The sequence below is a fragment of the Turneriella parva DSM 21527 genome (genome assembly GCF_000266885.1).
GTDB lineage: Bacteria > Spirochaetota > Leptospiria > Turneriellales > Turneriellaceae > Turneriella > Turneriella parva.
In genome coordinates, this window is the sequence record NC_018020.1 from 2595787 (window position 1) to 2610899 (window position 15113).

Below are 15113 nucleotides of genomic sequence, written 5' to 3' on the forward strand. Positions count from 1 at the left end.
ACGAAGCGGAGAAATGTTAGCTGCGCAAAAGGTTTTTCCGCAAGACGCGGTCTTCGAAGATAAGGCTTTCGAGAATATCTTTCTACACGGCATTTATCCGGGTGAAAAGCCCGGTAAGGGCAAAGCAAAACCCGCTGCGCCGGCAGAGAAGGCCGAGATATGGGCGCTCTATGATAAGGCACCTGCATACAACAGCATCAACCTTTTGCGCCACCTGCGAACTCTCTGGGGCATCGATACGACATTAAAGCTCGGGCCGCGCTCGGCGACTAATAGCTCCATTCGCGGCTTTGTACAAAAGCCGTTCGGCAGCAAAGCCATCGCCGACGTCTGGTTCGAAGCGTATCAGGGAAACATTTCTGATGCGACCCGCACCGCGATTGCGTTTTCGCCCTATGAAGATGGCGAAAAAAGCCGGGCGCTTTCACAGAAGGCGTTTATTCGTTTTGTGGTACCGCTGAAGAAAAAATCGGCGCTCGAGAAGATCGAGGCGCTGCTGATGGCCTACAGCGTCGCCGCGTTTCTTGACCCGAAACATTTTGCCGGCATCGTCGACCCTGACCTCTTTCTTTTTGTGCCGCCGACCGGGGTGAGGGCGGGGCTCGCCAATTACCTTTCGGCAAACCGGTTGCTCAACACGCACCTTGTCACCGGTTTCAATTTTTACGAAATCGAGGGAGTGCCGGTTTATTTCACGCATGGCTTTTCGAGGTTCGGCTTCGCCGATCTGCTGCTCAGCCGCGCCGAAAAAGGGCGCGAACTCACCACGGGCAACTATGCCGAAGTTCTGAAATTACTCCACGGCATTTTTCTGAATTCGCTGACCGGTAAGAAAAATGCGCACATATTCAGGCTGCGCGCGCTCGGCAAGAAAGCTGCATTGCCAGAACAGGTTGCAGCGATTACCGGCAAGAATATTCGCGAACTTGTGCTGTAGCAATTTTCTCTGAAAGAAACGCGTAAAGCAGGCTTGCGGAATTTCTCCGAAGCCCGCTGGAAAATTTTAAGGATATACCGGCAGACCAGCAAGATACAGGTTGTACTGCCTCTCGGTGGCTTCTTTGAGCATCAGGGCCGCGCGGCCCGAAAACGCCGTTTTTTGCGACAGCAGGTAGCCGACCGCGTTATTGGGGCCGAGCGAAACAAAGTAACCTAGCTCACCATAGGTGTATTCAGGCAGAGGCCTTTGCATCGCAGCAGCGATAACCGAGCGCGCAACGTGCTGGCCTTTTCGCACCGCTGCTTGCGCGCTTTTGGTATTGAGCCCGCGGCCGCTGAAATAGCTGCTATCGCCTGCGGCAAAAATATTCGGATGCTGGTTGCTCTCAACCCGCCCCGATACATCACAGGTGATCGACGGCGTCGAGCGAACGCCAGGCACGAACAGAACATGGTCTGCACGCTGCGACGATTCGGTTGCACCGCTGCGGCTTGTCACGGTTTCGTGCTCAACTTGCGTAATTTCTGTATTCAGGCGGATCTCAATGCCTGCTGATCTGGCCTCCGCTTCTGCTGTCTGCCCGAGTGAATAGTCAAATGTAGGCAGCAGGCGATCACGGGCTTCATAGAGAGTTACGCGGTTGCCCCGCGCCGCAAATTCGAAAGCAAACTGTACACCCGTCGGCCCGCCGCCGACAATCGTGATGACTTTGCCGGTGGTGTTTTGCACTTCGGTCTGTACGATTGCGTCATCGCGCAGGGCATCGAGTGTCCAGACGCCTGTTGGCGCAGGTGGGCTGTGCGAACCCTGCGCTATGATAATGGCCGAGAATTTGCCGCGGAGTTCGCGTTCAGGGTCCGCGAGCAGCTTTACGACATCGACCCGGCGCTGCGAAAAGTTAAAGTGAAATCTTCGGCTGAGCAGCGCGAATGGCAATTCGTACGTCGCAGCGCGTTCGCCCCGGGCAAGTTTATGCCATTGCGTAATCTTTTGGTGAAAACTTCGCGCATCGAACACCGTCGCTGAACCGCCGAAGCCCTGAGCCTTGAGCTCAATAGCTGCAGCAAGACCTGCATAGCCGCCACCAACGATCGCAATCTTCAGTTGTGGTTTCTGAGACAAGACGACCCCGGTTGAAACTGAAGTGTTAGAGAGAAGAGGGCGTACCGCCCCAGAGATATCACATCGCCGCTGTGCGGCTGATTCTCAGGATGGGAAGCCTTTCTTCAAGCTGGCGGTTTCGATCTGCGTAGAAGCCCGCACGCGCAGGGTTCATCACGGCAAACGCGTCGTACATCGACTGTTCAAAATGCAGGGCTTCGGTCAGGTTGCGGGCCGCGTCGCGGGCGAATTCGGCTGTGTTATTCAACGCCACATGGCGCGTGTTAAACCTTGCAGAGGGCAGAATTTCTGACATGTTGGCAATATTGTGAACGCTGAGACCTCCGCCTACTGAAGTCATTTTGCCCTGGCGGTTAAGCTTTGTAAGAACATTGCGTGTGGTGCGCAGCACCTCTTCGTCGTCTACCGAGAGGTTCATACTCTTCGAGAGGTCGCCGCGGCCAATTGTTACCTGTGCCAGGCGGCGAAAGGCTTCTGTAGCAATCATTGCATCGAGGTGACTAACTGCCGTGGCGGTTTCGAGGTTCATTGCGAGTTTTGCCTGCGTCTTGGTTTCGCGCATGATAGCCTCTGCCGTTTCGACAAAATTGACCAGCGCATAGACGGTTTCGACCATAGGGGCAAGAATCACGTCAACGCCGATCGCCAGACATTCCCGTATATCGCGGCGCGCTTCGGGACCGCCGATTTTGACCACCAGCGGCATAATTTGTCCGTTTACCTGGCGGGTAATTTCGCGCATGAGCGCGATTTCATCGGCATCCATGTCTTCGACTTCGGTGCCGGTTTTGAGCGCCACAATGTGGTTCTGGTGCTTTAACTGCAGAAGCCGGGCGCGCAGGTTTGCGATCAATTCGGGATTATGCCGCATGTTTGTTTATCGGAGTGTTCTCAAAAACGCTGAAGGCCTATTTCGTTGAAGTGCTTATTCGCAAACCCGGTCGCGTGATTTCACGCTTGGTCGCTCAGGCAAGAACCATGAGGCCATTCATATCAATCTGAAACTCGCGCTGTACTGCCGCAATCTTCTTTTCGCGCAGGCGTTTTGTCAGGTCGAGGGCTGAGATATCTGCCTGCTGGGGCCAGAAAGCGAGCAAAGTCGACCCTGCGCCCGATAAGAAGCAGGCATAAGCGCCGTCGCGGTACCAGTCTTCAAAGACCTCGAACATGCCAGGCACGAGATGGGCGCGCTGCGAGGTATGCATGCGGTCTTCTATGGCTGCCCGAAAGGCAAAAGCATCGCTCTGCGCAAGGCTCTCTTGCTGCAGCAGGTACACGAGCGCTGCGACACGAGAGGTCTGAAAAACCAGATCGGCGCGTGATATACTGACGGGAATCAGCTGCCGCGAATCGCGGGTTTCCAGTTTCAGATCGGGGATAATCCCCGCTATTTTGACCGGCGCCCTGATTTTGAGAGGCACGCGCAGAAATGCGGGGCCGCTTTCAGCCGGCTGGTTGCCTGGCAGGCAGAGGTTCCAGCCGCCATAGATTGCGGCGGTGAGGTTATCGGGGTGTGGTTCAAATTCGAGCGCAAAATCGAGCAGCTGCTCGATGCGGTACGCCATGCTGTGCTCGCGGCGCAGCGTCTCGTTCGCGAGTGTCAGCCCTGCCAGAATTGCAGTACTCGACGAGCCAAGGCCGCGGCTGAATGGCACGTTGACGATAATGCGCACGTCGTAGGCGATGGGGGGCTGCCCGGCCTTCTTCATGAGGTAGTTGTAGACCCTGACAAAGAGGTTGTCGGCTTCGACTTTCTTCGGCAGTGAACCCGCCGAAACGACGCCGGTATCACCGGCAAGAAAACTCAGCCTGATGCTGCCGTCTTTACGGTCTGCCCTGTCGCAGACAAATTCATTTCTGAGATTGAGGGCCATGCCCCAGATATCAAAACCGGGCCCGAGATTGGCGGTGCTTGCAGGTACTGAGATGCGCAGCGACACCGGCACAAATCTCAAATGCGGCATCCCGCGACAAGCCGGTTGCTGAGCTGCTAAACGAGAATGCGCTTCTTTCTTAAAACAGGTGAGTTTTCGTGTAGTCGCACCACTCTTCAAAGCAGTTGACCCCGCAGGCCTCGGTCTTATTCGAGAGCTTCTATGGCCGAAAGCAACGAGATCATCATTTTTACCGCAATCAACGACAGCGATGTGGCCGAAGAGCTCATTACGAACATGCTCGAATCAGAACTCATCATTAGCGGTACGCTTTTTCCCGGTACCACCCTGCTCTACAGGTGGGAGGGAAAGATCAACCTCGACGAAGAGGTGAAAATCATCATAAAGGCGAAGCGCGAGAACTACAACAAGATCGAAGATTATATCATGCACCGCCACCCATATAAGATACCAGAGCTCACGACCATCAGCGCATCGTTTGGCAGCGAGAAGTTTCGCGAATTCTGCCGCAATAAGCCGTGAGCCGCAAGAGCGCTGAACTCGTCTATTCGCCGATCTACGATCTGAGTGATTACACGCATGTCATATCAGCTGGCAAATACCGCCAGCTTTACGACGCGCTCAAGTTCAGCCGCTGGAACTGGAACGAACCCGTAGCGGCGACCAAAGAGCAGTTGCTGCTCGTGCACACCGAGCGCTATCTGAAAGACTTTCTCGGGGCGCGCCTCACCGAGCAGACGCAGCGCGCCGAAATACCGATCGACGAGCGCATCGTCAACGCCGTCTGCACCGCAGCGGGCGGCACGATTCTCGCTGCTGAGCTCGCGCTCAAACACGGCGTTGCTTCGAATCTGAGCGGGGGCTTTCACCACGCATTTGCCGACCACGCCGAGGGTTTTTGTTTCGTCAACGACACGGTGCTGGCTATTCGCGCTCTGCGCAAGACACGGCCGGGCCTTAAGGTAGCCGTTATCGACCTTGATGTGCACCAGGGTAACGGCACGGCAAAACTTCTGCAGGGCGACGAAAACTCTTATACGTTCTCGATGCACGAGAAAGAAAATTACCCGGTAAAAGAGACGGGCAGTCACGACGTTGAACTGCCGTCGCACCTCGGTGACGCAGAATACCTGCGGCTGTTGGCCGAGAATCTCGACAAACTCAAAGCAGCATTTTTTCCCGACCTGATTTTCTATGTCGCCGGTGTGGATATCTACCGTGACGACGCGCTCGGCGGTCTGCAGCTCAGCTTTGACGGCATCGCGGCGCGCGACGCAGCCGTGCGCGATTTTTTGCCCGAGGTGCCCAAGGTGGTATTGCCGGCCGGCGGTTATGCACGCAATATCGCTGAAACAGTCGCGTTGCATGCGCAGACGATCAAGATTATGCATGGGAGGCAGTAACCGCGCGTAGCACGGTCGGGCACCATGTCAGAGAAACGTTTCGACTTTCAAGATCTTGAAGAGATCGATTTCGCCGATGAGCTGCAGGGTGCGACACATTTTAACGACGGCAAATCCCGATTTCTTTCGACGCTCACCGAAGCCGAGTTGTGGCAGGCGCTCGAAAAATCGCAAATAATTGCCGAGGTAAAGAACCGGGGTTATTACCCGGTAAAACTCGAGATCGAATTTCTCACCGAACGCGATCACCGGTTCTATCTGCTCTACAAAAATGAAAAGATTCTGCACATGCGGCTTAGGCTCTCGTTCTTTAAGTTGCATCGGCACCCGCTAATGCCGGCGACGCGCCTGCTCTTTATCGACTGGATGCAGTCGCGCCATGTGCTGAAACCCGACGCCGGCGCGCGCGGCCTTTTTCCCGGGCAAGATGTCGCAGGCCTCGGCATCTTTAATCGTATAGACCATTTTCTGCGCGATCTTGTCGTGGCGACGCACGCCTATGGCGGCTTTAATATACCCGAATACTTTCATGATGCGCTCTTGTTTCATCGCGCATTCCAGTTTTATGACCCCGCACGCGAGGCATTTTTCAGGGCGCTGATACGCGACTTACGCCCGTATGGCGCGCGCGAAATTTCACGCGCACTCAGCGAGGGCAGGGTACGCAACAAAAAGGGTGAAGCGATGGAATGGCACGGCTCAGAAATGCTGATTTTTACGCACAAACCCTACGCCGAGGCGATCTTCGACGAGCGTTACCACAAAGACGTCGAACGCAAGATGCGCGAATTCAGTTTTACGCTTCAAAGAGCGTGACGCAGGCGAAATTCCCGTATCATCTGCGCGGTAACTTTGCCCTCGTAATAGGCTTTTCCCACGATTGCGCCATAGAGCTTAAGGCGCTGCAGCGCCTCGAGGTCGTCGATGGAGCTGACGCCGCCCGAGGCGATGAGATTTACCGACGGAAAAGCCAGCAGCAGGCGCTCATAGAGCTCGAAATCAGGCCCCTGCATCATGCCATCTTTGCGTATCTGCGTCACGAGAAAATTCTTCACACCCAACGCAGACATCTCTTGAATCAGCGTCTCAACCTTGTAGCCCGAATCTTTGAGCCAGCCAGAGTGCTTAACCTCATCGCCCCATGCATCGACGGTCATGAGCAGAGAGCTGCTGAATTCTGCCGCGATTGTGTCGAATGCCGGGCGGTCGAGAAAGGGCAGCGAACCTACCATTACGAAATCTTTCGCCAGAGTAAAACCATTATCGAAGTAGAATGAAAAGTCGTCTTTGCTGCGAATACCGCCGCCGACTTCACAGGGAATATTTACCGTGCGGCGAATTTCGGTGAAGAGTTTGCCTTCGCAGATTTTGCCCTCTTTAGAACCTTGCAAGTCAACGAGATGCAGGCGCTCGGCACCATGGTCGGCGAGATACCACGCGAGATCAATCGGTCTCTCATGGTAAACCGTTACCTGATCATAGTCACCTTGTTTGAGGCGCACGACTTTGCCCCCGAGTATGTCGAGCGCGGGAATCAGTTTCATAGAGCCTCAAGAAAATTGGCGAGCAGCTTCAAGCCTGCGTTGTGAGATTTTTCAGGGTGAAACTGCGCCGCGAAAAGATTCTCGTGTTCAAGCACCGAGGTGAACATCTGCCCGTAAGAAGTCGTCGCCTTGGCATACATATGTTCTGCACGGTGCGCATAACTGTGCACATAATAAAACATCGAATGGGGATGTATACCCCGCCCCAGCCGGCTCTTTGCTTTGAATTCTGTGGTCGTCCAGCCGATATGCGGTATCGCGGGTGCTTCGGCATTCTTTTCAAGACGCGTGATAGCTCCTTTTACGAGGCCTAAACCTTTTGCTCCGGTGAATTCAGTCGATGATTCGAACAGAAGTTGAAAACCGATACAGATGCCGAAGATAATCTTCTGCTTTTGGTGCGCGCCATAGATGGCATCGATAAGGCCACGTGACCGAAGGTTATCCATCGCCCGCACAAATGCCCCGTCACCGGGCAGCAGCAGCACGTCTGCAGCCTCAACCTCGCGCGGGTCACCCGTCACCTTAGCAGTTGCGCCCAAATGCTCGAATGCCTTTTGCAGTGAGCGAATATTGCCCATGCCATAGTCGAGAAGCGCAATACGCGGATTCTTACTCATCGGGTAGCCGAGGCGTAGCATTGGCTACCCGAGCAAACTCCCCTTTGTCGACGGAATCTCACCCGCCCGGCGCGCATCGACCGCAACCGCCTGGCGCAGCGCAAAGCCGAGCGCCTTGAAGATCGATTCGTGAATATGGTGGCGGTTATCACCATAGTGCACCTGAACATGCAGGTTCATCGCGGCGTGAATAGAGAGTTTGTGCAGAAATTCGAGCGTCAGTTCAGAATCATAGATGCCGAATTTTCCCATGGGTTTCAGCGGTTCGCCGCGGTAGACGAAATAGGGGCGGCCCGAAAGGTCGATCGTGACCGTGGTGAGCACTTCATCCATAGGCAGCGTAAACGAACCGTAGCGAAAAATGCCCGCTTTATTGCCGAGGGCTGCGGTCAGCGCCTGGCCCATGACAATCGCTGTGTCTTCGACTGAATGGTGGCAGTCGATCTCAATATCGCCCTTGAGGGTAAGCTCAAGGTCGATCATACTATATTTCACGATGTGGCCGAGCATGTGCTCGAAAAAGGGAATGGGGTTACTGCCGGTCATGCGGGCGCTGCCGTCGAGGTTCAGCGCCATGGTGATATCGGTTTCGTGCGTTTTGCGTTCTATTCGGGCGGTGCGGGACACTCTGGGCCGATTGGCCCCCGAACAAAAACAGGCTGTCAAACGCGAAACGGTTTAGGCCCGTTTAATACTTTTCGTATTGGCAGTCTTTCTGCTCAGGTCTACCGAGGTTCTTATGTCACTGACCAGCATTTTCAAATTTCTGACTCCGAAAGACCGCACGTTCTTTCCCCTTTTCAAACAAGATACCGACAACCTGATCGTCATGGGTAAGGTTCTGTGCGATTTGGTTGCCAAAGACAACGCTGCCGAGCGCACGAAGCTCGTCGAAGAGATCGACCGGCTAGAGAATGTCGGCGACGAAATCACGCACACCATTTTTGTCGAACTCAGCCGAACCTTTATTACTCCTTTCGACCGCGAAGATGTGCACGCGCTTGCCGCATCGATCGACGATATTGCCGACTACATTCAGGGGGCAGCTGCCCGCATGCGTCTCTACCATATCGGCACTTTTCCGTCTGCGGTCACCAAGCTCGCAAATATCTTGCGTGACGGTATTCAAGAGCTCGCCGGTACCATCGACCTGCTGATGGATCTCAAGAACCATAAAAAAATCGGTGAGTCGCTGGTGAAAGTGCACAGCCTTGAGAACGCGGCTGACGCTATATTTAATGAGGCGATTGAGTATTTATTTGTTCATGAAAAAGACGCGATCGAGCTCATCAAGATGAAAGAGCTGCTCGCGACGCTTGAAACCGCGACCGACCGCTGCGAAGATGTGGCGAACGTAATCGAAACAATTCTGATCAAATATTCATGACGCTCGACCTCTTCGTTGCCGTTGTCATTCTTGCGCTGGTCTTTGATTTTATCAACGGCTTTCATGATGCTGCCAATTCGATTGCGACAATTGTATCGACACGGGTTCTAACGCCGCTGCAGGCGGTCTTTTGGGCAGCCTTTTTCAACTTTCTCGCTTTCTACATTTTTCATTTGCACGTCGCCGATACCGTTTCAAAAACTGTCGACACGAGCGCTATCACGCTTTATGTTATCATGGCTGGGCTTCTCGCCGCGATCACCTGGAATCTCATCACCTGGTATTTTGGCATACCTTCGAGTTCGTCGCACACTCTCATCGGTGGCTTTGCCGGTGGGGCCATGGCGCACGCCGGTTTTTCTGTGGTCAAGATGGCGAAGATCTGGCCGATTCTGCTCTTTATTGTCGCGGCGCCCTTTATCGGAATGGTCGTTTCGTACTTTAATTCGATCGTCATGCTGCACATCTGCAAAAACTCGCACCCGCAGAAGGCCGAAAAATGGTTCAGGCGTCTGCAGCTGATTTCATCCGCGGCTTTCTCCCTGGGGCATGGCGGTAACGACGCACAGAAGGTTATGGGTATCATCGGCGCCGCGATGCTCGTGAACGGTAACATCAAGAGTCTTGCTGAATTGCCGCAATGGGTGGTTGTCGCATGCTATGTCGCTATCGGTTCGGGTACGCTCTTTGGCGGATGGAGAATTGTGAAGACGATGGGCTCGAAAATCACAAAACTCACTGCTTTTGAAGGCGTTGCCTCAGAGGCTGCCGGAGCCGTAACGCTGTTCGCCACGGGGTCTTTGGGCATACCGGTTAGCACGACGCACACTATTACCGGCAGCATTATTGGCGTAGGGCTTGCCAAGCGCATCAGCGCCGTGCGCTGGGGAGTGACGGTGAAACTTTTCTGGGCTTGGATCATCACGATACCCATAAGCGCTGTGTTCGCGCTCGGGTTTTATCACCTGATACACCTTTTTGTACCCTGACGATCTCGTAAAATGCTGAAATCACTCGAAAATATCTACGGTACACGCCGCAGCAGTTCAAAATACGATGGGTACGTCTGTACTTTCGATCTCGACAAAACCTACCTCGACACGCGTTTTGAGTCGTTGCGAAAATTGGTGCGTATTCCGTTCGAAAAAGCTGAAGAGAAGAAGAACATTCCCGGTGTGGCTGCCGTGGTGCGCGAGCTGAGGCGCGGGCCGGGTGGTTCGGCCCCCCCGGTGCCGATCTACTTTATTTCGGGTTCCCCTGAGGGCATGCACAAGGTGGTTTCAGAAAAGCTGAAGCTCGACGGTGTCGGATTTGACGGCATTCTGTTCAAAAACTGGCGTTCGGCCGTAAAAAAGTTTCAGTTCAAAAAAATCATCGATAAAATCGGTTTCAAGCTGGCAGCGCTCATCTACGCGCGCAGTGTATTTCCTTTGAAAGCTGAAGAGCTGCTTTTTGGCGACGATTCTGAATACGATGCGACGATCTACGCGCTCTATGCCGACATCGTCTCGGGCGCGCTCGACGACTACGAGGTTCTGACGATTCTCAAAAAATGGAATGTTGCCCCCGACGAGCGCGACCTGATCGCCGAGAACCTGAAAAGGCTCAGAGAAAGCGGATACAAACCGCGCGACGCAATCAAGCGCATTTTTATTCACCTTGAGCAAAAGACCCCGGCTCACTACCACACGACACTTTCTGATAAAGTCGTACCGACGCAGAATTACTTTCAAACAGGGGTGATTCTGTACAAAATGTCAGCGATCAACCGTGCCGGGCTGTTTCGCATTATTTCAGATATGATCCGTAACTACCAGTTCGGTGTCACCGAGTTCACGACTTCAACAGAAGACCTTCTGCGGCGCGGTCTTATCGACAAGGGTGAAGCTCGTAAGCTGTTACGTATTGTGTACAAGGGAAATCCTCTGGCGTTGCCGAGGCGCATTATCTCAGATCTGCGCAGCGATTTTGTGAAGACTCTCGATACTTTCAGTCGTGTACCCGACACGATTCTGCCGCCGATGCGGCGCGAAACCGATCGTGATTTGAGCCTGGTCGAACGCTATTTGCGCTTCGCCCCCAAGCGCCACGTTTAACTAACGCCGGTTGCGGCCGAAGCCCTGGTAACGTTTGCGGCGCGGTTTGCCCGCGGCCTTAGGTTTCTCGCCCGCTGCGGGGGTCGCAGGTTTTGCCGCTGCGGTCTGTTGCGGCGGTCGGTTAATCTGAGCTGCGACCTGCGCAATCGTCGCGCCTTTGTAATCAAAATCTTTGAGCGTGCGCTTTTCAATGGGTTTGCCGAGGGCTTTTTCGATTTCGCGCACCTGGCGGTTGTCTTCGCTGGTCACGAAAGTATATGCGTCGCCGCTTTTTGTTGCCCGCGCCGTGCGGCCGATACGGTGAATATACGTTTCACTGCTCGCGGGAATATCATAATTGATAATGTGTGAGATGTTGTTCACGTCGATGCCACGCGCGGCGATGTCGGTTGCGACCAGAATCTGGTATTTGCCCGATTTAAAGCCTGCAAGTGCGCTGTCGCGCCGGTTCTGTGAGAGGTTACCCTGCAGCGAGGCAGTTGTGAAACCGGCTTTTGCGAGTTGATCGGCGAGGCGGGTTGCCTTGTGTTTCGTTTTCGTGAATACGAGAATCGGCTGATCACCGGCGTCTTTGAGCAGATGCAATAGCAACGGAGTTTTCAGCTCATGGGTTACCGGGTAAAGTGCGTGGCTGATCGTCGCGACCGGGCCACGCGCCAGTTCAACCTTGACCGGCTCGCGCAATATCTGCGCGCTCAGCTTTCTGATCTCTTCGGGCATAGTGGCCGAAAAAAGCATTGTCTGTCTTTTCTGCGGCAGTTTTGCGACGATCTGTTTGATCGCGGGTAAAAAACCCATGTCGAACATTTGGTCGGCTTCGTCGAGAACGAGCGTTTCGACAGCATCCAGTGTCAGGGATTTTCTCTGCAAATGGTCGAGCAGTCGGCCAGGGCAGGCGACGACAATATCGACACCCTTACGCAGTTCGCCGAGTTGTCGGTTCATGCTCGCGCCGCCGTAAATGGTCATCGATTGCAGGCGCGTGTCTTTGCCGAGGGTGACAATTACCTGGTGTATCTGTTCGGCCAGCTCGCGGGTTGGGGCTACGACGAGGGCGCGAATTTTGCGCGCTGGCTGTGCGCTCAGCTTTTCGAGCATCGGCAATACAAAGGCCGCCGTTTTACCGGTGCCGGTTTGTGCCAAACCGAGAATATCTTTGCCGGCGAGTGCGTGCGGTATCGCTTCTTTTTGTATAGGAGTTGGCGCTTTGAAGCCCGCACGCGTGACGTTGCGGGTGATCGCCTCAGAGAAACCGAATTTTTCAAAATCAGACATCCGCCAGAAACTGAGCCTGAGACAGGGTGTAAACCATAGCAGTATATTGACAAAGAAGCTGCTGGCAGAATACCACGGCGCGCGCAACTTGCTGTTGACAGGCCCATGGCCTCGGCGCACTCAGCGCTCATGAAGAAATCGCTCAACATGCTTTTTTGCTGCTTGGCTCTCACGGTCGGTGGTTTTGCGCAGAACTATTCAGAATGTCAGGCACCCAACGCGCACATGAACCCCAACTGCAATGGCAGCGCACCGGCGGCCGGCGCGTTTCAGGGTGGTAGCTATGCAGTGCAGGGCTCGACGCCAGAGGGGACAAGATATGAGGGTAGCGTTGTCATTTCAGGCGATGCCACCTCAGGTTTTCACGTTGTCTGGACAATTGGCAGCGAAACGTATGAAGGCACTGGAACTTTGAGTGGAACCGTGCTGACCGTCGACTGGGGCCAGGCAGAACCGGTGGTATACAAAATCGTCGGCGGCGGTGCGATTCTCAATGGTAAATGGGGTAAACGCGGCCGAGGCCGGGAAAAACTTACCCGCCAGTAAGCGATTGAATTGACGCGCAAAGGGCACCCGGCGGTGTCGCGCAAATGAAAAATCCAATAGCATACGCGGCTCTGGCCGCGTTTCTCAGCGCGTGTTCGCCGAAGAATGACCCGGCGGCGCACATGAAAACAGCAAGCCTCACTTACCAGCAAGACGGCAAAGACTTTGAAGGTTATCTGGCCTTGCCCAAAAAGACAGACAAGAAACTTGCGGGCGTGCTGCTCATTCACGACTGGACAGGTCTCGACGACTACGAACAGATGCGCGCCAGAATGCTCGCCGAAAACGGCTATGTCGCCTTCGCGATGGATATGTATGGCAAAGGCGTGCGCGCAACGAACCACAAAGAAGCCGGCGAACTCAGCGGCATCTATGGCAAAGACCGAAAGCTGCTCAGGTCGCGCATCGAGACGGCATTGCAGGTTCTGAAAAGTCGGCCCGAAGTCGATAGTTCGCGCATTGCAATCATCGGCTATTGTTTTGGGGGCATGGCCGCGATCGAAGCCGCTCTCATGGCGGCCGATATCAGAGGCGTGGTTACCTTTCACGCCGCGCTGTCTTTTCCGACGCTGGTGGCTGACGCTGGCAACATCAAGGTGCCATTACTGATTCACCACGGCGGGGCAGATAAATTTGTACCCGAAAAAGACGTCAAGGCGCTGAGGGCCCAACTCGACAAGGTGAAGGCCGAATACCAGCTCGTGGTGCACCCAGGCGCAACGCATGGCTTCACGTTGAAGTCAAACGTTGGTCATGAAGAGCACTTCGGTATGAAATATGACGTTAAAGCTGATCTCGAATCGTGGGCGAGCATGCTCTCGTTCTTGCGCAAGACTCTAAAATAAAAAAAGCGGCCAAGGCCGCTTTCAATCTCATTTTATTTTGCGGGCGTTGGGCACTGCCCACCGCCCGCAATATAACCTTATGGTTTCTCGAGAATCAACGCGCCGCCAACGCCGCCGCCGGCGCAGATCGAGCCCATTGCGTATTTTGCGCCAGCTTCGATGTCGAGCAGCTGGTTGATCAGTACACGAATGCCTGTTGCTCCGAGCGGGTGACCCATCGCGAGTGTACCGCCGTTCGGGTTGACATCACCTTTTTCAAGGCGTGATACCAGATCGTGTTTGAACTCGTCGCGCGCCACAACCATTGAACCCAGGGCAGTTGCAGCGAACGCCTCATGGATTTCAAACTTGTTGATTTCATCCCAGCTGAGGCCTGTGTTTTCCAGCGCCTGCTTCATTGCGTATGCAATGCCGAGGCCCATGATCGCAGGGTCTACACCGGCATAGCCCCAACCTTTGATTTTTGCGAGTATCGGCAGGCCCAGTTCTTTCGCTTTTGACTCAGTAGTCAGTACCACTGCGCCGGCTCCGTCGGATTGCGGGCACGCGTTGAACAGCGTCACCACAGGTTTCGCAGTCTCTTCGTATTTTTTACCAATCCACTTTTCGAAACGATCATAGAGACCTTTGAGGCCACCGGGCATTTTTTCGTAGATCACAGGTGATTTTGCGAAACGCTCAGGCTTCTCAATAAAGCCGGTTTTGCCCATGACAAACTCGTCTTTGCTCAGAACTTCTTCTGGTTTTTCGCCGTATTTTACGGGCAGCAGGTACTTGTCGTATGTGCCTGCGCTCAGCGCATCGAAAGCCTTTTTGTATGAGCCGTGCGCATACTTGTCGAGCTCTTCGCGCGTGAGGCCCAGTTTCTGCGCCACGATCTCTGCCGTCGCAAACATCATCGCGTCGCGTATGGGGTCGTTGAGGCCCTCTGCCACGCCGTCGATTAGTTTGATGTCGGGCATATTAGGCACTTCGGCCCAGTTCGCCTTGAGCTTATCGATGTTTGCCGTTTTAGAGTTCTGCTTCGCACCATCGAGGTAGATGGGAAAGTTAGACATCGACTCTTCGCCGATAACCACGATCAGATCGTTCTCGCCGGTGATCAGGCGGCGAGCCGCTTCAAAGACTGCTTCGTAGCCTGAAACGCAGTTGTTTGCCACAGTGACTGCACTCGCATTCAGTGGCAGGTCGTTTTTAACCGAGATAACGCGCGCGGCGTTTGGCGCTTTTGACGACTGGCCAATTTCACCCGCAACGACACCGTCGATCTTGTTCTTGTCGAGTTTCGTGCGTTTCAGCAGCTCTTCGACTACCAAAGAACCCAGTTCAAAAGAGTGCATCGCCGAGAGCGCCGAGCCAGCCTGGCCAACGGGAGTTCTCACTGCACCGGCAACAACGATACGATCGCCATCGCGGTCAAATTTCATTTTTTTTGCCATA

Annotated in this window: 17 protein-coding genes; 9 read left to right on the top strand and 8 right to left on the bottom strand. The window is 54.3% G+C overall.

The window, feature by feature from the left end:
- Nucleotides 1-13 precede the first annotated feature (13 nt).
- Nucleotides 14-937 carry a hypothetical protein gene (locus tag TURPA_RS12435; RefSeq protein ID WP_014803655.1) on the top strand — a complete coding sequence of 308 codons (924 nt, stop codon included), beginning with the start codon at nt 14-16 and terminating at the stop codon, nt 935-937.
- Nucleotides 938-1003: 66 nt separating this feature from the next.
- Here the strand turns inward: TURPA_RS12435 and TURPA_RS12440 are convergent, their stop codons facing one another.
- The 3 genes from TURPA_RS12440 to thrB all read right to left on the bottom strand — a co-directional run bounded on the left by TURPA_RS12440 (nt 1004) and on the right by thrB (nt 4002).
- Nucleotides 1004-2062, bottom strand: coding sequence for an NAD(P)/FAD-dependent oxidoreductase (locus TURPA_RS12440; protein ID WP_014803656.1), 1059 nt, complete (start codon nt 2060-2062; stop codon nt 1004-1006).
- Nucleotides 2063-2120: 58 nt separating this feature from the next.
- Nucleotides 2121-2933 carry an aldolase/citrate lyase family protein gene (locus TURPA_RS12445; RefSeq protein WP_014803657.1) on the bottom strand — a complete coding sequence of 271 codons (813 nt, stop codon included), beginning with the start codon at nt 2931-2933 and terminating at the stop codon, nt 2121-2123.
- A gap of 94 nt (nt 2934-3027) precedes the next feature.
- Nucleotides 3028-4002 (bottom strand): homoserine kinase, encoded by a 975-nt coding sequence (gene thrB, locus TURPA_RS12450; protein ID WP_157210486.1) that lies wholly within the window; start codon nt 4000-4002, stop codon nt 3028-3030.
- A 156-nt stretch (nt 4003-4158) separates the two neighbouring features.
- Between thrB and cutA the strand changes: the two genes are divergently transcribed.
- Genes cutA through TURPA_RS12465 form a run of 3 tightly spaced genes read left to right on the top strand, consistent with a single transcriptional unit; the run spans nt 4159 to nt 6176 of the window.
- Complete coding sequence (gene cutA, locus TURPA_RS12455) at nt 4159-4479, top strand: divalent-cation tolerance protein CutA (protein ID WP_014803659.1); 321 nt, start codon at nt 4159-4161, stop codon at nt 4477-4479.
- Nucleotides 4476-5360: a histone deacetylase family protein gene (locus TURPA_RS12460; protein ID WP_014803660.1), complete on the top strand. Its 885-nt coding sequence runs from the start codon at nt 4476-4478 to the stop codon at nt 5358-5360. Before cutA ends, TURPA_RS12460 begins: the two co-directional genes overlap by 4 nt.
- A gap of 24 nt (nt 5361-5384) precedes the next feature.
- On the top strand, nt 5385-6176 hold the full coding sequence (locus tag TURPA_RS12465; protein ID WP_014803661.1) for a hypothetical protein: 792 nt from the start codon (nt 5385-5387) through the stop codon (nt 6174-6176).
- Here TURPA_RS12465 and TURPA_RS12470 read toward each other — a convergent pair.
- From TURPA_RS12470 to hisB, 3 genes are read right to left on the bottom strand one after another with little or no spacing between them, the layout of a single operon-like run.
- Entirely contained in the window at nt 6164-6904 is a 741-nt protein-coding gene (locus TURPA_RS12470; protein ID WP_014803662.1) for a 1-(5-phosphoribosyl)-5-[(5-phosphoribosylamino)methylideneamino]imidazole-4-carboxamide isomerase, read from the bottom strand. The genes TURPA_RS12465 and TURPA_RS12470 overlap by 13 nt on opposite strands.
- Nucleotides 6901-7524, bottom strand: a complete 624-nt coding sequence (gene hisH, locus TURPA_RS12475; protein WP_041949309.1) for an imidazole glycerol phosphate synthase subunit HisH — start codon at nt 7522-7524, stop codon at nt 6901-6903. The genes TURPA_RS12470 and hisH overlap by 4 nt, the downstream gene beginning before the upstream one ends.
- Nucleotides 7525-7548: 24 nt before the next feature.
- Nucleotides 7549-8151: an imidazoleglycerol-phosphate dehydratase HisB gene (gene hisB, locus TURPA_RS12480; protein WP_014803664.1), complete on the bottom strand. Its 603-nt coding sequence runs from the start codon at nt 8149-8151 to the stop codon at nt 7549-7551.
- A 112-nt stretch (nt 8152-8263) separates the two neighbouring features.
- Here hisB and TURPA_RS12485 point away from each other — a divergent pair, with 112 nt between their 5' ends.
- From TURPA_RS12485 to TURPA_RS12495, 3 genes are read left to right on the top strand one after another with little or no spacing between them, the layout of a single operon-like run.
- The gene (locus TURPA_RS12485; RefSeq protein ID WP_014803665.1) at nt 8264-8911 is read left to right on the top strand and encodes a DUF47 domain-containing protein; all 648 of its coding nucleotides are present in this window, start codon (nt 8264-8266) and stop codon (nt 8909-8911) included.
- Complete coding sequence (locus TURPA_RS12490; protein WP_014803666.1) at nt 8908-9900, top strand: inorganic phosphate transporter; 993 nt, start codon at nt 8908-8910, stop codon at nt 9898-9900. The genes TURPA_RS12485 and TURPA_RS12490 overlap by 4 nt, the downstream gene beginning before the upstream one ends.
- 12 nt (nt 9901-9912) lie before the next feature.
- Nucleotides 9913-11007 carry a phosphatase domain-containing protein gene (locus tag TURPA_RS12495; protein WP_014803667.1) on the top strand — a complete coding sequence of 365 codons (1095 nt, stop codon included), beginning with the start codon at nt 9913-9915 and terminating at the stop codon, nt 11005-11007.
- Here TURPA_RS12495 and TURPA_RS12500 read toward each other — a convergent pair whose 3' ends face one another.
- Nucleotides 11008-12282 carry a DEAD/DEAH box helicase gene (locus tag TURPA_RS12500; protein ID WP_014803668.1) on the bottom strand — a complete coding sequence of 425 codons (1275 nt, stop codon included), beginning with the start codon at nt 12280-12282 and terminating at the stop codon, nt 11008-11010.
- Nucleotides 12283-12411: 129 nt separating this feature from the next.
- Here TURPA_RS12500 and TURPA_RS21910 point away from each other — a divergent pair, with 129 nt between their 5' ends.
- Nucleotides 12412-12828 (top strand): fibronectin-binding protein, encoded by a 417-nt coding sequence (locus tag TURPA_RS21910; RefSeq protein ID WP_157210487.1) that lies wholly within the window; start codon nt 12412-12414, stop codon nt 12826-12828.
- 44 nt (nt 12829-12872) lie between these two features.
- A complete protein-coding gene (locus TURPA_RS12510; protein ID WP_014803670.1) occupies nt 12873-13673 on the top strand; it encodes a dienelactone hydrolase family protein in 801 nt (266 codons plus the stop codon).
- A gap of 77 nt (nt 13674-13750) precedes the next feature.
- Here TURPA_RS12510 and TURPA_RS12515 read toward each other — a convergent pair whose 3' ends face one another.
- Nucleotides 13751-15112, bottom strand: coding sequence for a thiolase family protein (locus TURPA_RS12515; RefSeq protein WP_014803671.1), 1362 nt, complete (start codon nt 15110-15112; stop codon nt 13751-13753).
- Nucleotide 15113 lies beyond the last annotated feature (1 nt).